Genomic DNA, 14,620 nt, shown 5'->3' with positions numbered 1-14,620 from the left:
CCTCAGCCGACGACGGGGATCTCGCCGCCGAGGGCGGCGCCGTCGCGCAGGTCGAGGTCGTCGCCGCTCCAGAAGCGGCCCGGGTCGAACCAGTCGGGGCGGCGGTCGCGGGGCAGCAGGCCCATGTCCTGGTAGGTGGAGGCGACGATCTCCGCGCAGAACGCCGTCTCCAGGTTCGGGTCGCGTTCCTCGGGGCGGCGGATCGGGACGCGGGCGCGCAGCCAGCGCGACAGCAGCCGGGTCGAGGTGGGGAACGGCGTGCCGTCCAGCCGGGCGACGGTGCGCAGCGCGGCGTCCTCCATGGCGCGGTCGGCGGGCGGTTCGAGCTGGCGCAGCCAGGCGCGCTGGTCGTAGCGGTCGCACCAGGTGCGGACGGCGTCGCGCAGGTCGTGCAACTGGGCGCCGCGGTGGTGGCCGCCGGTCCAGGCGTCGCGCAGTGAGCGGCCGAGTTCGGCGTGCCACATCAGCGGCGGCAGGTCGTCGGGGACGATGGCCATGCCGACGTGGTTGACGGGGCTGTTGGTGAGCGTCTGGATGGCGCGGTCGGCGCGGGTGCGGCCGCGGAAGAGCCAGAGGTCGCCGGTGCGGGTCAGCTCGACGGCCTCGTCCAGAGTCACGCTTGTGGCGGGCATACCCGTTACCGTAGCGACATGCGATGGTGGAAAGCCCTGGGTATCGCCGGATTCGTCGGTGTCGCGGCTACCGGCGCGGTGATCGCCCGGTCCGAGCGGAAACGCCGTGCCTACACGCCCGACGAGATCCGCACGAAGCTGCACGAACGGGTCGCGGAACGCGACGGCTAGGACGGCTCGCGCCGCGCCGCCGCGACGGCCTCGCGCAGCCGTTCCTCGGCCGAGTCCGACAGTGACGTGCTGATGAGCTGCCCGCCGAGCGGGGCCAGCTCGGGCACGACCTTGTCGGGCGTGAACGAGTCGACGAGGACGAACACCGCCGACGCGCCCGGGCTGAGGCCCTGGCCGAGGTCGCGCATGAAGTCGTCGTTGACGCCGAGGTCGGTGGCGGCGCCGACGGCCGCGCCGGTGGCGCCGCCGATCGCCATGCCGAGCAGCGGGTTGAGGAAGATCAGCCCGATCAGGCCGCCCCACGCGGCGCCGCCGAGCGCGCCGCCCGCGACGAGCTTGGTCGACTGGTGCAGCTTGATGTTCCCGTCCTGCCGCCGTTCGACGACGACGAGGTCCTCCAGTTTGATCAGGTGGCGGCGCTGGAGGTCCGCGAGCTTGTCGCGGGCCTGTTCGGCGGTGGCGAGGTCGGGATAGGCGACGGCGATGAGGTCGCTCATCGGACTCCTTCTCAGGATCGGGCGGGCCAGAGCTGGCGGGGCATCGACAGCAGCCCCCATTCGCGGGCGCCGCTCTCGTGCGGGACGGACGAGCGGGGCAGCGCGAGCAGCGCCGCCGCGCCCTCGACGGCGGCGTCGGGCGCGTTGCCGGCGACGTTGCACTGCACCCCGGTCTCGCGGCGCAGCCGCCGGTCGAGGCCGGGCAGCCGGGCGCCCGCGCCGGTGAGGGTGAGGCCGCTGGTGACCAGGTCGCCCGCCATGTCGGGCGGGCATTCGGCCAGGCCCCGCTGCACGACGTCGATGATCGCCTGGAGGGGCGCCTGGATGGCGCGTTCCAGTTCCGGTGTGGTGACGACCTCGCCGCGCGGCAGCCCGGTGCGGACGTCCTTGCCGTGCACGAGCGCCTGGCGGCGGCGGCGCCGGCCGCGCGGTTCCAGCTCGGCGGCGGCCAGCTTGGCGGTCTCGGCGACGAGGTCACCGATGAGCAGGCCGCGTTCGTCGCGCAGCCAGGAGGCGATGGCGTGGTCGAAGGCCGCGCCGCCGACGGGGGCCGTCACCGAGCTGACCAGCCCGCCGAACGCCACGATCCCGACGTCGGTGACGTGGGCGCCGATGTCGGCCACGACGACGATGTCGGTGTCGAAATCGAGCCCGGCGCCGATCGCGGCGGCGAGCGGTTTGGGAACGACGGTGACCTTCCGGGCGCCGGTGCGGAAGGCGACCTCCTCGATGGTGCGGCGCTGGAGCGGCGTCTGCACGCTGGGCGCGGTGACGGCCATGTGGGGGCGCGCGAGGTAGTGGGCGCGGTGGTGGGCGCGCAGCAGCCGCCGGACGAGCGTCTCGACGTCGTCGCTGTCGCTCGGCACCCCGGCGCGGACGGGACGGACGAGTTCGACGTCGCCGCGCGTCCCGGCCATCTCCAGCGCGGGCGCGCCGATCGCGAGGGTGCGGCCGGTGCGGCGGCAGCGGGCGAGCGCCGTCGGTTCGCTGGCGACGATGCCGCGTCCGGCGACGTGCATCCGGAGGGTGTGGCTGCCGATGTCCAGCGCCGTTCCGCGCCCGGGGAACTCCCGCACGTTCATCGCCACCTCCGAGGGACGTCCGTTTTCCGCGCGCACGCCTCGATCATCCGAGCCGGGGTGAGATGGCGTGTTGGCGGTGGTCTCGGTAGATGTCTTCGCCGCCGGGCGGGGCCGCTAAGACCCCATCGAGGTTGCCGTACGGCAAAAGAGCAGCAGATCAGGACAAGGGCGCGGAGGTGACGGGCTTGCCGAGCGCGCCGCCGGACGTCCAGCGGTCGAACGGGAGCTGCCAGTAGCCCCAGCCGTTCGTCCAGTCCAGCTTGCGGGCGGTGCCGGTGATCGTCACGAAGTCGCCGGGGTGGGCCCAGTGGAAGAACCACTTGGCGGCGCTCTCGGGCGAGCGGACGCAGCCGTGCGAGCAGTTGCGGCGGCCCATGCACGCCGGGCCGGACATGTTCTGGTGGATGTACTCGCCGCTGTTGGAGATCCGGTACGCCCAGGGGATCATCTCGTCGTACCAGCCGGGGTCGCCCTTCTTCTTGCCGGGCGGCCGCATCCGTTCCACGCGGACCTTGTTCATCGTCAGGTGGACGCCGCTGGTGGTGAGCTGGTGGTCGACGCCGTCGGCCCACACGTCGCCGCCGGAGCCGAGGCTGACCGGCCAGGTCTTCACGACGCGGCCGTTCTCCTTGGCGACGGCGCGGTGCTTGGTGGAGCTGATCGTGACGGTGTGGGCGTCGCCGACGCGGAAGGCGCGGGTGGCGTCCTTCTCGCCGAAGACGGCGTCGCCGATGCGGACGCCGCCGTAGTGCGCGGTGACGGTGACCTTCTGGTTCGGCTTCCACGGCTTGCGCGGCCGGAACACCACCGACGGCAGGCCGTTGAACGACTCACCCGCCGACAGCCAGCGCCAGGCGCCCTCGGTCGGCTTCTCCGAGCGCACCTCCAGGCCGCGTTCGATCGCGGCCCGCGCCCCGGTGGGGACCTCCTTGTTGAACTGGACGAACACCGGCATCCCGACGCCGACGGTCTCGCCGGGCTGCGGCACCATGTTCACGATCTTCGTGGCGGCGAGGGCGCGCGAGGTGCGGAAGGCGCTGGTGGCCGTCACGCCGCCGGCGGTGGCGGTGACGTTGTACCGGCGGCCGGGCTGGAGGGTCCAGGTGGTGCGCCAGGTCCGCTTGTCGGCCGACAGCGCGCCGGGCACCGGCCTGCCGCCGAGCGTGACGGCGACGTTCGTCAGTTCGGCCCGCTCCGCCCGCACCGTGACGCCCCGGTCGGGACGGGCCGACGCGGCGCCGTTCGCGGGCGCGATCGTCACGGCGGGCGCGGCCTTCTTCGGGTCGCCCCCGCCCGGCGACGACGGATTCCCCGAAGCCTTGCACCCGCCGACGGCGAGCACCCCGACCAACACCAGCGCGATGACCCGCCGCACACGACCCCCCTAGACCGCGAAGCACGATATCCACCCCACCGCCCCACCGCGACGGTTTTGGTGGTACTCGTCCTGCGGGAATTCTTTGGGTCGGGTGGTGGCAAAGGGTCGGTGCGAGCCGGGCGCGCCGGACGCGGGCTCGTTAGCGTGCCGGGCATGTCGAACAACGCGGCCCATGAGATGTCGGCGGCCCCGGGCAGGATGGCGGGCCGGTTCGCCGGGGGCATGGACGAGCCGGGCGTCGCGGTCCGGCAGACCGCCACCCACCACCTCGACCCGGCGATCACCGGGCTCGTGTCGTGGCTGCCGCCCTCGGGCGGCACCCTGTCGCGGGCGGCGATCGACCGCTGGACCGACGCGGCCCGGTCCGTCCTGCTGCTCGCCTACGCCCGCGAGGACGAGGGCAAGCACGAGCGTTAGGCGTCGTCGGCGTCCTGGAGCAGGTGGCGCCAGGTGTGCAGGAGGAGCATCAGCTCCAGGTAGCGGTCCGGGTTGGACAGGTCCTGGGTGAGGATCTCCTCCAGGTGCGCCAGCCGGTAGCGGACGGTCTGCTTGTGCACCTGGAGGCGCTGCGCCGCCGCCGCGGCGTTGCGGCCGGTCTCCAGGTAGGCGAGCAGCGTGGGGATCATCCGTTCGCGGCGGCTCGGCGTCAGCTCCATCAGCGGCGCGAGGCGCTGCGGCAGCGCGGCCTCCAGCAGGTCGAGCCCGGCGGACGCCACCAGGGTCGGCAGGTGGTCCACGGCGCGGACGACGCCGTCCGCCGTGGGCAGCCGCCCGGCGTCGGCCAGCTCCAGCGCGCGCCGCGCCCAGTGCAGCGACACCGAGCCGCGCGACAGGTCGACGGTGGGCCCGACGGCGGCGGTGAAGCCGCGCAGGCCCGCCAGGAGGCGCCCGCCGCCGGGGCCGTCCGGGTCGGGGACGACGAGCGAGGGCGCCGGGCTCGTCCAGTCGGTGAGGACGTGCGGCGGCAGCATCGGGGGCGTGGCGTCGGGCGCGCGGTGGACGGCGACGACGGCGATGGTGGCGGGGGTCGTCCATCCGGCGGACCGTGCCAGGTTGGTGATCGCGACGCGGTCGACCAGTCCCTCGCCGGTCAGCATGCCGTGCAGCCGCGCGCGCAGCCGGACGCGCTGGTCCTCGGGGCGTTCGCGGGCGCCCGCGTAGCCTTCGGCGGCGGCCTCGGAGATGGCGTCCAGGTAGGCGAACAGGGATTCGGTGAGCTGGCCGAGCATCTCGGGCGGCCATCCGAGCCGCCGCGTCTCCTTGGCGAACCGGCGGGCGGCGACCTGCCCGCACAGCCGCATGGCGGTCTGGAGGCTCTCCAGGCTGCGGCCCTTGCGGGCCTCGTACTCGCCGATCTCGGCGTAGATCTCGTGCAGCGGCTTCCAGGACGCGCCGGGGCTGGACACGACGGTGAGGAAGTCGGAGACGGCGCGCAGCACGGCCGTCCACATCTTCTGGCCGTAGTTGCTGTCGATGGGGCGGGCGTATTCGGGGATTCGCTGCTGAATCCACTCGACCATCTCGCGCGCGATCTCCTCGACGTGCGGACGCACCGGCTCGATCAGGTCCGCGGGGATCGTCCCCCAGGGGACCTCGGTGGACGGCTCACGCACGATCGCCTCCCTGTACCGGCCAGTAGATTACCCACAAGTAACCTTTTCCTGATGAGGGCCACGGTAACCCAGGTCACGTCCGGGCAGCGCAAGACTGTGACCTCGCACAGCAGTACGAGGCCACAGTCAAGGGAGGATCGGCGCGGTGCGGGGGCGCGGGCCCGCACCCCGTCCGACCAGGGCTAACGCAACGTCACGCGGGTCGGCAGGGAGGCGAAGCCGCGGTCGTTGGAGGAGTGGACGCGCGTCGCGCGATCGTCGTCGATCTCGTAGTCCGCGATGACCGCGGCCAGCTCACCGAGCGCGATCCGCGCCTCCAGCCGGCCGAGGTTCATGCCGAGGCAGTGGTGGCGGCCGTTGCCGAACGCCAGCGACGCCGAGGTGTCGCGGCCGAGGTCGAACGCGTCGGGGTCGGTGAAGACGCCGGGGTCGCGGTTGGCGGCGCCGGTGAGCAGCAGGACGCGGGCGTCCTTGGGGATCGTGACGCCGTGCAGCTCGACGTCGGCGTCGGTGGTGCGGGCGATGGCCTGCGACGGCGGGTCGTAGCGCAGCGCCTCCTCGACCCAGGCGTCGATCCCGCCGCCGAGGGCCTTGGCCTTCTGGTCGGGGTGGGTGTGCGCGGCGTGCCAGGCGTTGCCGAGCAGCAGCATCGTCGTCTCGATCCCGGCGCCGACGAGCAGGATCAGCACCCCGACGATCTCCTCGGGCGTCAGCCGGTCCTCGCCCTCGGCGGCGTCGAGCAGGCCGGACAGCAGGTCGTCGCGGCGGACCTTGGCGCGCTCGATCGTCAGCTCGGTGTAGTAGCCGACGAGCGCGCCGATCGCGGCCAGGGCCTCGGGCGGCAGGTCGGTGGCCTCGTCGTCGTGGTACATGATCGCCATGCCGAGGTCGCGGACGTGCGCGCGGTCGGCCTCCGGGACGCCGACCAGCTCGGAGATCACGTCGGTGGGGAAGCGCCCGGCGAAGTCGGTCATCAGGTCGAACTCGCCGCCGTCCAGCGCGGGACGCAGGCAGTCCAGCGCGATCTCGCGGATGCGCGGTTCGAGGGCCTGGACGCGGCGCTGGGTGAACGCGCGGGAGACCAGGCCGCGCATCCGGGTGTGCTTGGGCGGGTCCATCGCGACGAAGGAGAAGAACTTCTCGGCGTCCGGCCCCCAGAACGCGGGCTCCAGCCGCAGCCCGTTGCGGGACGAGTAGCGGCTCGGGTCGCGCAGCGCGGCCAGCACGTCGGCGTGCCGGGAGAGCGCCCAGAAGTCGTCCTCGTCGTTGCGGTAGACCGGGGCCTCCTCGCGGAGCCGCCGGTACGTGGGATAGGGGTCGTTCTGGATCGTGTGATCGAACGGGCTGTAACGCAGGGCCATGCCCGCCTCCCGGAGAGTGTGGTCGTCGCCGCGACCCCGATCATGACGCGTCGGATGTGTGCTCTGCCACCGATTCTTGTTATTTGTGTGACATGCCGGGCTGATGTGCCACAGACCGTAGGGGCGGTGCAGAATGGGCTTTACGGTCGGCGGCCACGGTCGCGAACGAGAGCCGAGGTTGCGGTGGAGAACGAGCACGCCCCCAGAGGGATCGACCCGACGAAGGCCCATCCCGCGCGCCGGTACAACTACTGGCTGGGCGGCAAGGACAACTTCCGCGCGGATCGCGAGTCGGCCGAGCAGGTCGCGACCGGGTTCTCGACCGTCCGGCTGGCCGCCGTCGAGAACCGCAAGTTCCTGCGGCGGGCCGTCACCCACCTGACCGCCGAGGCTGGCGTCCGGCAGTTCCTCGACATCGGCACCGGGCTGCCGTCCGCCGGGAACGTGCACGAGGTGGCGCAGGCCATCGCGCCGCAGAGCCGGATCGTCTACGTTGACAACGACCCCATCGTGCTCGTGCACGCGCGGGCGCTGCTGACCAGCGTCCCCGAGGGCGCCACCGCCTACCTCGACGCCGACGTCCGGAACCCGCGCTCGATCATCGAGCACCCCGACCTGCTGCGCACCCTCGACATGACGCGGCCGATCGCGCTGATGCTCGTGGCGACGATGCACTTCGTGACCAACGACCAGGACCCCTACGGCATCGTCACGACGCTGCGCGAGATCCTGCCGTCCGGCAGCCACCTGGTCATGACGCACGCCACCGACGAGCACCTGGACGCGGCCGGGCGCGCCGAGGCGCACGAGGCCAACGTCCGCAGCGGCATCCCGTTCCAGACCCGCGACCGCGCCGAGTTCGCCCGCTTCTTCGACGGCCTGGAGCTGCTGCCGCCCGGCATCGTCAACGTCATCGACTGGCGTCCGGACGAGCCCGCCGAGGACCGTCCCGACGAACGCGACGTCTCCATGTGGTGCGGCGTCGCCCGCGTCCCCTAGCGGCTGCCCGACCAGGCCGCCCAGAGCGCGGCGTACCGGCCGTTCGCGGCGCGCAGTTCGTCGTGCGTGCCGGTCTCGACGACGTGGCCGGACTCCATCACCACGACGCGGTCGGCCGACGCCGCCTGGGTGAGGCGGTGCGCGACGATCAGCGCCGTGCGGTCCCGCGTCGCGGCGGCGGCGGAGCGCTCCAGCGTGCGGGCGCCGGTGCTGCCCGCCTCGGCGGTGGCCTCGTCCAGGACGATGACGTGCGGGTCGGCCAGCACGAGCCGGGCCAGCGCGAGCTGCTGGGACTGCGCGCCGGTGAGGCGGTGCCCGCCCGCGCCGACCTCGGTGGCGAGGCCGTCCGGCAGCGCCTGCGCCCAGGTGAGCGCGCCGACGGTGTCGAGCGCGGTGCGCAGTTCGTCGTCGGTGGCGTCCGGGCGGGCCAGGCGCAGGTCGTCGGCGAGCGGCCCGGCGAAGACGTGGACCTCCTGGGTGACCAGGTGGGCGCCGCCGTTGCCGACCGTGCCGCCGGTGGGCGGGTGGACGCCCGCGACGATGCGCGCCAGGGTCGTCTTGCCCGCGCCGGTCGCGCCGACGAGCGCGACGCGCTCCCCGGGCTCCAGCGTGAGGTCGACGCCGTGCAGGACGGGCCGTCCCGCGACGTAGGCGTGCGTGACGCCGGTCGCGGCGACGGCGCCCGGCCCGGCGAGCGGGCGCGGTTCGCGGACGGGCAGCGACGCGACGCCGACGAGCCGGGCGAGGCCCGCAGCGGCGGCCTGCGCGTCGTCCAGCAGGACGAGCACGGTGTTCATCGGGGCGAACAGGTTGGAGAAGTACAGCGCGGCGGCCGTCGCGGTGCCGATCGACGCCGAACCACCGCGCACCAGGAAGAACCCGGCGGTGAGGACGGCGGCGAGCCCGGCGAACTCCGCGATGTGCAGCCGCATGTAGAACCGCAGGACGAGCGTGACGCCGCGCATGGTGAGGTCGACGACGGCGCGGGACGCGCGGGCGACGCGCCCGTTGTGCTCGTTCTCCAGGCGGAACGCCCGGATCGTCGCGCCCGCCCGGATGCTGTCCAGCAGCCGCTGTTGCTGCTCGCCGTTGGCCACGCGCTGCTTCGCGTACAGCGGCACGGCCCGCCGCACGTACCACCGCGCGGTGTAGAGCTGCACGGGCAGCGCGATCAGCGCGGCGAGCAGGAACCGCCAGTCGAGCAGTGCCAGCGCGACGAGCGTCAGCACGATCGCCAGCGACGAGCGGACCAGCTCGGGCAGCGCCCGCCGCACCGCCTCGGCGATGAGCGAGACGTCGCCGGTGACGCGGGCGGTGAGGTCGCCCGTCCCGGCCTTCTCGACCTGCGCGAGCGGCAGGTGCAGCGCGCGTTCCACGAACCGTTCGCGCAACCGCGCCAGCACGGTCTCCCCGAGCCGCGACGTGAGCGCGAGCCCGGCGGCGGTCGCGGCGCCCTGCGCGACGGCGACGACGGCCAGCAGCACGATCACCGGCGTGATCGCGTCCACGGGGCGTCCGTCCGCGACGATGTCCACGATGCGGCCGAGCGCGGGCGCGGTGACCAGCCCGACGCCGGTCGCGACGGCCAGCAGCGCGAACGCCCCGGCCGCCAGGGCGCGGTGGGGCCGCAGCAGTTCGCCGAGGACGGCGCGGATCGCGGGCCCGTCGGCGGTGGGCAGGAGGTCGCTCACGCGAGCACCGCCGTCCGGTAGCCGGGGTGGCGGGCGGCCAGGTCGGCGTGGGTGCCCGCGTCGGAGGTGGCGCCGTCCTGGACGAGGACGACGCGGTCGGTGACGGCGAGCAGCGCCGGGCTCGTCGTGACGAGGATCGTGGTGCGCCCCTGCCGCAGCGCGCGGACGCCCTCGGCGACGCGCGCCTCGGTGACGGCGTCGACGGCGGTGGTGGGCTCGTGCAGGACGAGGACGGGCGGGTCGGCGGCGAGCGCGCGGGCGAGCGCGACGCGCTGCCGCTGCCCGCCCGACAGCGTCCGGCCGCCTTCACCGACGTGCGCGGACGCGGCGATCTCGTCGGCTCCGGCGGCCTTCATCGCGGCGGCCGGGTCGGCGCCGCCGACGTTCTCCGCGACGCCGCCCGCGAACAGGTCGGCGTCGTGCGGGGCGACGAGGATGGCGGTGCGGACGTCGGCGGGGTGCAGCCCGGTGAGCGGGTCGCCGTCGAGTTCGACGGTGCCGCGCCCGGGGTCGGTCTCGCGGCCGAGCAGGCGCAGCAGCCGCGCGGCGTCGGCGGGGTCGGCGGCGACGACGCCGAGCAGTTCGCCGGGCGCGGCCTCGAAGTCGAACCCGTCGGCGGCGACGCGGACGCGGCCGGCCACCCGCCCGGGCAGCGCGTGGTCGCCCGCCGGGACCGCGTACGGGGAGGCGAGGACGGCGGCGATGCGCGCCGCCGACGCCCGGCCCTGCGCGAGTTCGGCGTTCACCCAGGCCAGCGTGGACAGCGGCCCGAGCAGCAGCAGCGCGAGGCCGACGGCGGTGACCAGCTCCCCGAGGGTGATCGCGCCGGACGCGGCGAGCCGTCCGCCGACGAGGGCGACGAGCGCGATGAACAGCCCGGTGAGCGCCAGGACCGTGCCGGTCTGCCCGGCTTCGGCGCGGGCGGCGCGGAGCGTCGCGGTCAGCGACGCCTGGCTCGTCCGCCGGTACCGCTCGACGGCGGCCGCCTCGGCGCCGATGCCCTTGAGCACCCGCAGCCCGCCGACGAGGTCCACCGCGACGGCCGAGGCGCGCGCGACGCGTTCCTGCTCGGCGCCGCTGCGCTTCTCCAGCGGCTTGGCGAGCAGCCGCCCGAGGACGAGCAGCGGGGGAGCGCCGAGCAGCACGACGAGCCCGAGCGGCACGGAGATCCGCAGCAGCACGACCGCGCCGACGGCGATGCCGAACAGCGCGGCGAACCCGGCGAACAGGGCGACGTGGACGGCGCCGACGCGGCGGGCGTCCTCGGTGGCGATGGCGGTGAGCGCACCGGGCAGCCGTCCGTTCTCGGCGCCGCCGCGCGGGTCGAGGACGCGCCGGACGACGGCCGTCCGCAGCTCGTGCGCGGCGTTGGCACCGGCCCGCTCGCCCGCCCCCGCGCCGATCCGGAAGCCCCACGACAGCCCGAGGTAGACGACGCCGAGGACGGCGAGCCAGACCAGCAGCGCGCGGCCGTCGCCGCGTCCGATGGCCCGGTCGACGGCGACGCCGATGAGGACGGGGACGAGCGCCTCACCGACCTGGTGGACCGAGCACAGCGCGGTGCTGAGCGTCAGTCCGCGCCACTGCCCCCGGAGGGCGCCGCGCAGAACGCGCGCCCCCGTCGGTGCTTCGTCCACCGATCCCCCGATTCATCCCAATCTGCGAAAGTTAGGCAAGCCTAAGCTATCTGCCGGTGACCCAGGTGACGCAAGTGCGCGGGATTGCCCGGCGAGCAGGTGGGGAGAGGCCGGGCATGAGGGACGAATTCCGCCAGCTCGACGCCTGGTGGCGGGCCGCGAACTACCTGTCCGCCGCCCAGATCTACCTGCGCGACAACCCCCTGCTCCGCGACGAACTCCGCCCCGAGCACGTCAAGAAGCGCCTCCTCGGCCACTGGGGCACCACCCCCGGCCTCAACTTCGTCCACGTCCACCTCAACCGCGCCGTCCGTGCCCGCGACCTGGACATGATCACCGTCACCGGACCCGGCCACGGCGGCCCGGCCGCCCTCGCCAACGCCTGGCTGGAGGGCACCTACAGCGAGGTCTATCCCGACGTCCCGCAGGACGCGACCGGCATGGCCCGGTTGTTCGCCCGGTTCTCCTCGCCCGGCGGCGTCCCGAGCCACTGCGCGCCCGAGACGCCCGGTTCGCTGTACGAGGGCGGCGAACTCGGCTACGCGCTCACCCACGCCTACGGCGCCGCGTTCGACAACCCCGGCCTGGTCGTGGCCTGCGTCGTCGGGGACGGCGAGGCCGAGACCGGGCCGCTGGCCGCGAGCTGGCACGGCAACAAGTTCCTCGACCCCCGAGGCGACGGCGCGGTCCTGCCGATCCTGCACCTCAACGGCTACAAGATCGCCAACCCGACGATCCTCGCCCGGCTCCCCGAGGACGACCTGGTCAAGCTCCTGGAGGGGTACGGGCACCGGCCGCTGCTCGTCACCGGCGACGACCCCGCCGCGATGCACGCGGCGATGGCGGCGGCCGTGGACGAGGCCCTGGACGGCATCGCCGCGATCCAGCGCGCCGCCCGGGAGGACGGGAACGAGACGTACCGGCCGTGGCCGATGATCGTCCTGCGTTCCCCGAAGGGCTGGACCGGCCCCCGCGAGGTCGACGGAAACCCCGTCGAAGGGACGTTCCGGGCGCACCAGGTCCCGCTGGCGGGCGTCCGCGACAACCCCGACCACCTCGCCCGGCTCCGCGACTGGCTGCTGTCCTACCGTCCCGAAGAGCTGTTCGACGCCGACGGCCGCCCCGTCGCCGCGCTCCGCGACCTGTCCCCGCGCGGCGACCGGCGGATGACCGCCAACCCCCACACCAACGGCGGCCTCCTCACCCGCCCGCTCGACCTCCCGCCCGTCCGCGACTACACGGTCGGCGTGGACGAACCCGTCCAGGCCACCAAGGTCCTCGGCACCTGGATTCGCGACGTCATCGTCCGCAATCCCGACAACTTCCGGCTGACCGGCGCCGACGAGGTCGCCTCCAACCGGCTCGACGCCGTCTTCGACGTCACCGACCGCGTCTTCACCGGCGCCCGCACCGCCGCCGACGTCCACCAGGGCCCGCGCGGACGCGTCCTTGAGGTGCTGAGCGAGCACCTGTGCCAGGGCTGGCTGGAGGGCTACGTCCTCACCGGACGGCACGGCATCTTCACCAGCTACGAGGCGTTCGTCCACATCGTCGACTCGATGTTCAACCAGCACGCCAAGTGGTTGAAGATCTGCCGCGAGCTGCCGTGGCGGCGGCCCCTCCCGTCGTTCACGTACCTGCTGTCCTCGCACGTCTGGCAGCAGGACCACAACGGCTTCACCCACCAGGACCCGGGCTTCCTCGACGTCGTCATGAACAAGAAGGCCGAGATCGTCCGCGTCTACCTGCCGCCGGACGCCAACACGCTGCTGTCGGTCACCGACCACTGCCTGCGGTCCCGGCACACCATCAACGTGATCGTCGCGGGCAAGGCGCCCGCGCAGGTCTACCTGGACGCCGCCGACGCCGCCGCGCACACCGAACGCGGCGTCGGCGTCTGGGACTGGGCGGGCAACGACGGCGGCGACCCGGGCGTCGTGCTCGCCTGCGCGGGCGACGTCCCCACCCGCGAGACGCTCGCCGCCGCCGACCTGCTCCGGCGCCACCTGCCCGATCTGCGCGTCCGCGTCGTCAACGTCGTGGACCTCATGCGGCTCCAGCCCGACACCGAGCACCCGCACGGTCTCACCGACACCGAGTACGACTCGATCTTCGGCACCGACGTGCCGGTGATCTTCGCCTTCCACGGCTACCCGGCGCTCATCCACCGCCTCGCCTACCGCCGCGCCGGGCACCGGCACCTGCACGTGCGCGGCTACAAGGAGGAGGGCACCACCACCACGCCGTTCGACATGGTCATGCTCAACGACCTCGACCGGTTCCACCTCGTCATGGACGTCATCGACCGCGTCCCCTCGCTGCGCGGACGGGCCGCGACGCTGCGGCAGGAGATGGCCGACGCGCGCCACGCCGCCCGCGCCTACACGCGCGAGCACGGCGAGGACGCGCCCGACGTCCGCGACTGGCGCTGGGAGCACGCGCGATGAACGTCCTCACGGTCAACCCCGGGTCGAGCAGCCTGAAACTCGCCCTGCTCGACGACGCCGACGCGGTCGTGGCGACCGGGGACACGCTCGACGCGCTGCCCGCGCCCGACGCGATCGGCGTCCGGTTCGTGCACGGCGGCGACCGGCACCGCGACCCCGTCCGCGTGGACGACGGCGTCCTGGCCGACCTGCGCGACGTCACCGACCTCGCCCCGCTGCACCAGCCCAAGTCGCTGGAGGCCGTGAAGGACGCGGGACGCGCGTTCCCCGGCGTCCCGGTCGTCGCCGTGTTCGACACCGCGTTCCACGCGTCCCTGCCCGACGCCGCCGCCACCTACCCGCTGCCCGCCGGATGGCGGGAACGGCTCGGCCTGCACCGGTTCGGCTTCCACGGGCTGTCGCACGCGTGGGCGACGCGGCGCGCCGGGGAACTCCTGCGCCGCGACCCGGCGGAGCTGCGGATCGTCTCCTGCCACCTCGGCTCGGGCGCCTCGCTGGCCGCCGTCGCGGGCGGCCGGTCCGTGGACACCACGATGGGGTTCACGCCGCTGGAAGGGCTCGTCATGGGCACCCGCGCCGGCAGCATCGACCCCGGCATCCCGCTCTGGCTCATCCGGCACGGCGTCGAGCCCGACGAGGTCCGCGACGCGCTGGAGCGCTCGTCCGGCCTCACCGCCCTCGCGGGCACCGGCGACCTGCGCGAGATCCGCGACCGCACCGACGACGACGCCCGGCTCGCCCTCGACGTCTACCACCACCGGCTGCGCGCCTGCGCCGCCGCGATGACCGCCGCGCTCGGCGGCCTGGACGTCCTGCTGTTCACCGGCGGCGTCGGTGAGCACGACGACCGCGTCCGCGCCCGGCTCTGCGCCGACCTGGCGTACCTCGGCGTCACCCTCGACGCGACGGCCAACACGGCCGTGGACGGCGACGCCGACGTCTCGGCGGACGGCGCGGCGGTGCGGACGCTGGTCGTCGCGTCGCGCGAGGACCGGGGCATCGCGGCCGGGGTCAGGACGGTGCTGACCGGAGAATTCCCTGGTCGGCCAGGGCGCGCGTAAATCCTGGTCAAGACCGCATACACGGTCGCCGTTCGGGGAGGGGGACGCCGT

General features: G+C 74.0%; 13 protein-coding genes. 5 read left to right on the top strand and 8 right to left on the bottom strand.

Annotated elements, in window-relative coordinates; translation table 11 throughout:
- Positions 1-2 precede the first annotated feature (2 nt).
- Complete coding sequence (locus C229_RS0104565) at positions 3-632, bottom strand: hypothetical protein (RefSeq protein WP_018653897.1); 630 nt, start codon at positions 630-632, stop codon at positions 3-5.
- An 18-nt stretch (positions 633-650) separates the two neighbouring features.
- On the opposite strand from C229_RS0104565, the gene C229_RS34630 reads away from it, so the two are divergent.
- Complete coding sequence (locus C229_RS34630; protein WP_169513807.1) at positions 651-803, top strand: hypothetical protein; 153 nt, start codon at positions 651-653, stop codon at positions 801-803.
- Here the strand turns inward: C229_RS34630 and C229_RS0104555 are convergent.
- From C229_RS0104555 to C229_RS0104545, 3 genes are all read right to left on the bottom strand, one after another.
- Positions 800-1,300 (bottom strand): DUF1269 domain-containing protein, encoded by a 501-nt coding sequence (locus C229_RS0104555; protein WP_018653895.1) that lies wholly within the window; start codon positions 1,298-1,300, stop codon positions 800-802. The two genes, C229_RS34630 and C229_RS0104555, sit on opposite strands and share 4 nt — an antisense overlap.
- An 11-nt stretch (positions 1,301-1,311) precedes the next feature.
- Complete coding sequence (locus C229_RS0104550) at positions 1,312-2,382, bottom strand: rod shape-determining protein (protein ID WP_033423919.1); 1,071 nt, start codon at positions 2,380-2,382, stop codon at positions 1,312-1,314.
- Between the two features lie 157 nt (positions 2,383-2,539).
- The gene (locus C229_RS0104545) at positions 2,540-3,757 is read right to left on the bottom strand and encodes a L,D-transpeptidase (protein WP_018653893.1); all 1,218 of its coding nucleotides are present in this window, start codon (positions 3,755-3,757) and stop codon (positions 2,540-2,542) included.
- 156 nt (positions 3,758-3,913) lie between these two features.
- Between C229_RS0104545 and C229_RS0104540 the strand changes: the two genes are divergently transcribed.
- Positions 3,914-4,177 (top strand): hypothetical protein, encoded by a 264-nt coding sequence (locus C229_RS0104540; RefSeq protein WP_155884589.1) that lies wholly within the window; start codon positions 3,914-3,916, stop codon positions 4,175-4,177.
- Here the strand turns inward: C229_RS0104540 and C229_RS0104535 are convergent.
- Positions 4,174-5,373, bottom strand: coding sequence for a PucR-like N-terminal domain-containing protein (locus C229_RS0104535; protein ID WP_018653891.1), 1,200 nt, complete (start codon positions 5,371-5,373; stop codon positions 4,174-4,176). The genes C229_RS0104540 and C229_RS0104535 overlap by 4 nt on opposite strands.
- Before the next feature lie 182 nt (positions 5,374-5,555).
- Positions 5,556-6,734, bottom strand: coding sequence for a cytochrome P450 (locus C229_RS0104530; RefSeq protein ID WP_018653890.1), 1,179 nt, complete (start codon positions 6,732-6,734; stop codon positions 5,556-5,558).
- 183 nt (positions 6,735-6,917) lie between these two features.
- Here C229_RS0104530 and C229_RS0104525 point away from each other — a divergent pair, with 183 nt between their 5' ends.
- On the top strand, positions 6,918-7,733 hold the full coding sequence (locus C229_RS0104525) for an SAM-dependent methyltransferase (protein WP_018653889.1): 816 nt from the start codon (positions 6,918-6,920) through the stop codon (positions 7,731-7,733).
- On the opposite strand, the gene C229_RS0104520 is transcribed toward C229_RS0104525, so the two are convergent.
- Together C229_RS0104520 and C229_RS0104515 are read right to left on the bottom strand one after the other, a co-directional pair.
- Positions 7,730-9,424 carry an ABC transporter ATP-binding protein gene (locus C229_RS0104520; protein WP_018653888.1) on the bottom strand — a complete coding sequence of 565 codons (1,695 nt, stop codon included), beginning with the start codon at positions 9,422-9,424 and terminating at the stop codon, positions 7,730-7,732. The genes C229_RS0104525 and C229_RS0104520 overlap by 4 nt on opposite strands.
- Positions 9,421-11,061, bottom strand: coding sequence for an ABC transporter transmembrane domain-containing protein (locus C229_RS0104515; protein WP_018653887.1), 1,641 nt, complete (start codon positions 11,059-11,061; stop codon positions 9,421-9,423). Before C229_RS0104515 ends, C229_RS0104520 begins: the two co-directional genes overlap by 4 nt.
- A gap of 116 nt (positions 11,062-11,177) precedes the next feature.
- Here C229_RS0104515 and C229_RS0104510 point away from each other — a divergent pair, with 116 nt between their 5' ends.
- Entirely contained in the window at positions 11,178-13,508 is a 2,331-nt protein-coding gene (locus tag C229_RS0104510) for a phosphoketolase family protein (protein ID WP_018653886.1), read from the top strand.
- Positions 13,505-14,569 (top strand): acetate/propionate family kinase, encoded by a 1,065-nt coding sequence (locus tag C229_RS0104505; RefSeq protein WP_018653885.1) that lies wholly within the window; start codon positions 13,505-13,507, stop codon positions 14,567-14,569. Before C229_RS0104510 ends, C229_RS0104505 begins: the two co-directional genes overlap by 4 nt.
- Positions 14,570-14,620: the final 51 nt, after the last annotated feature.

Origin of the sequence: Actinomadura flavalba DSM 45200, from assembly GCF_000374305.1 — a bacterium.
In the GTDB taxonomy this organism is placed as follows: domain Bacteria; phylum Actinomycetota; class Actinomycetes; order Streptosporangiales; family Streptosporangiaceae; genus Spirillospora; species Spirillospora flavalba.
Note: the sequence above shows the minus strand (reverse complement) of the source record. Positions and strands in the feature narration are given on the sequence as shown.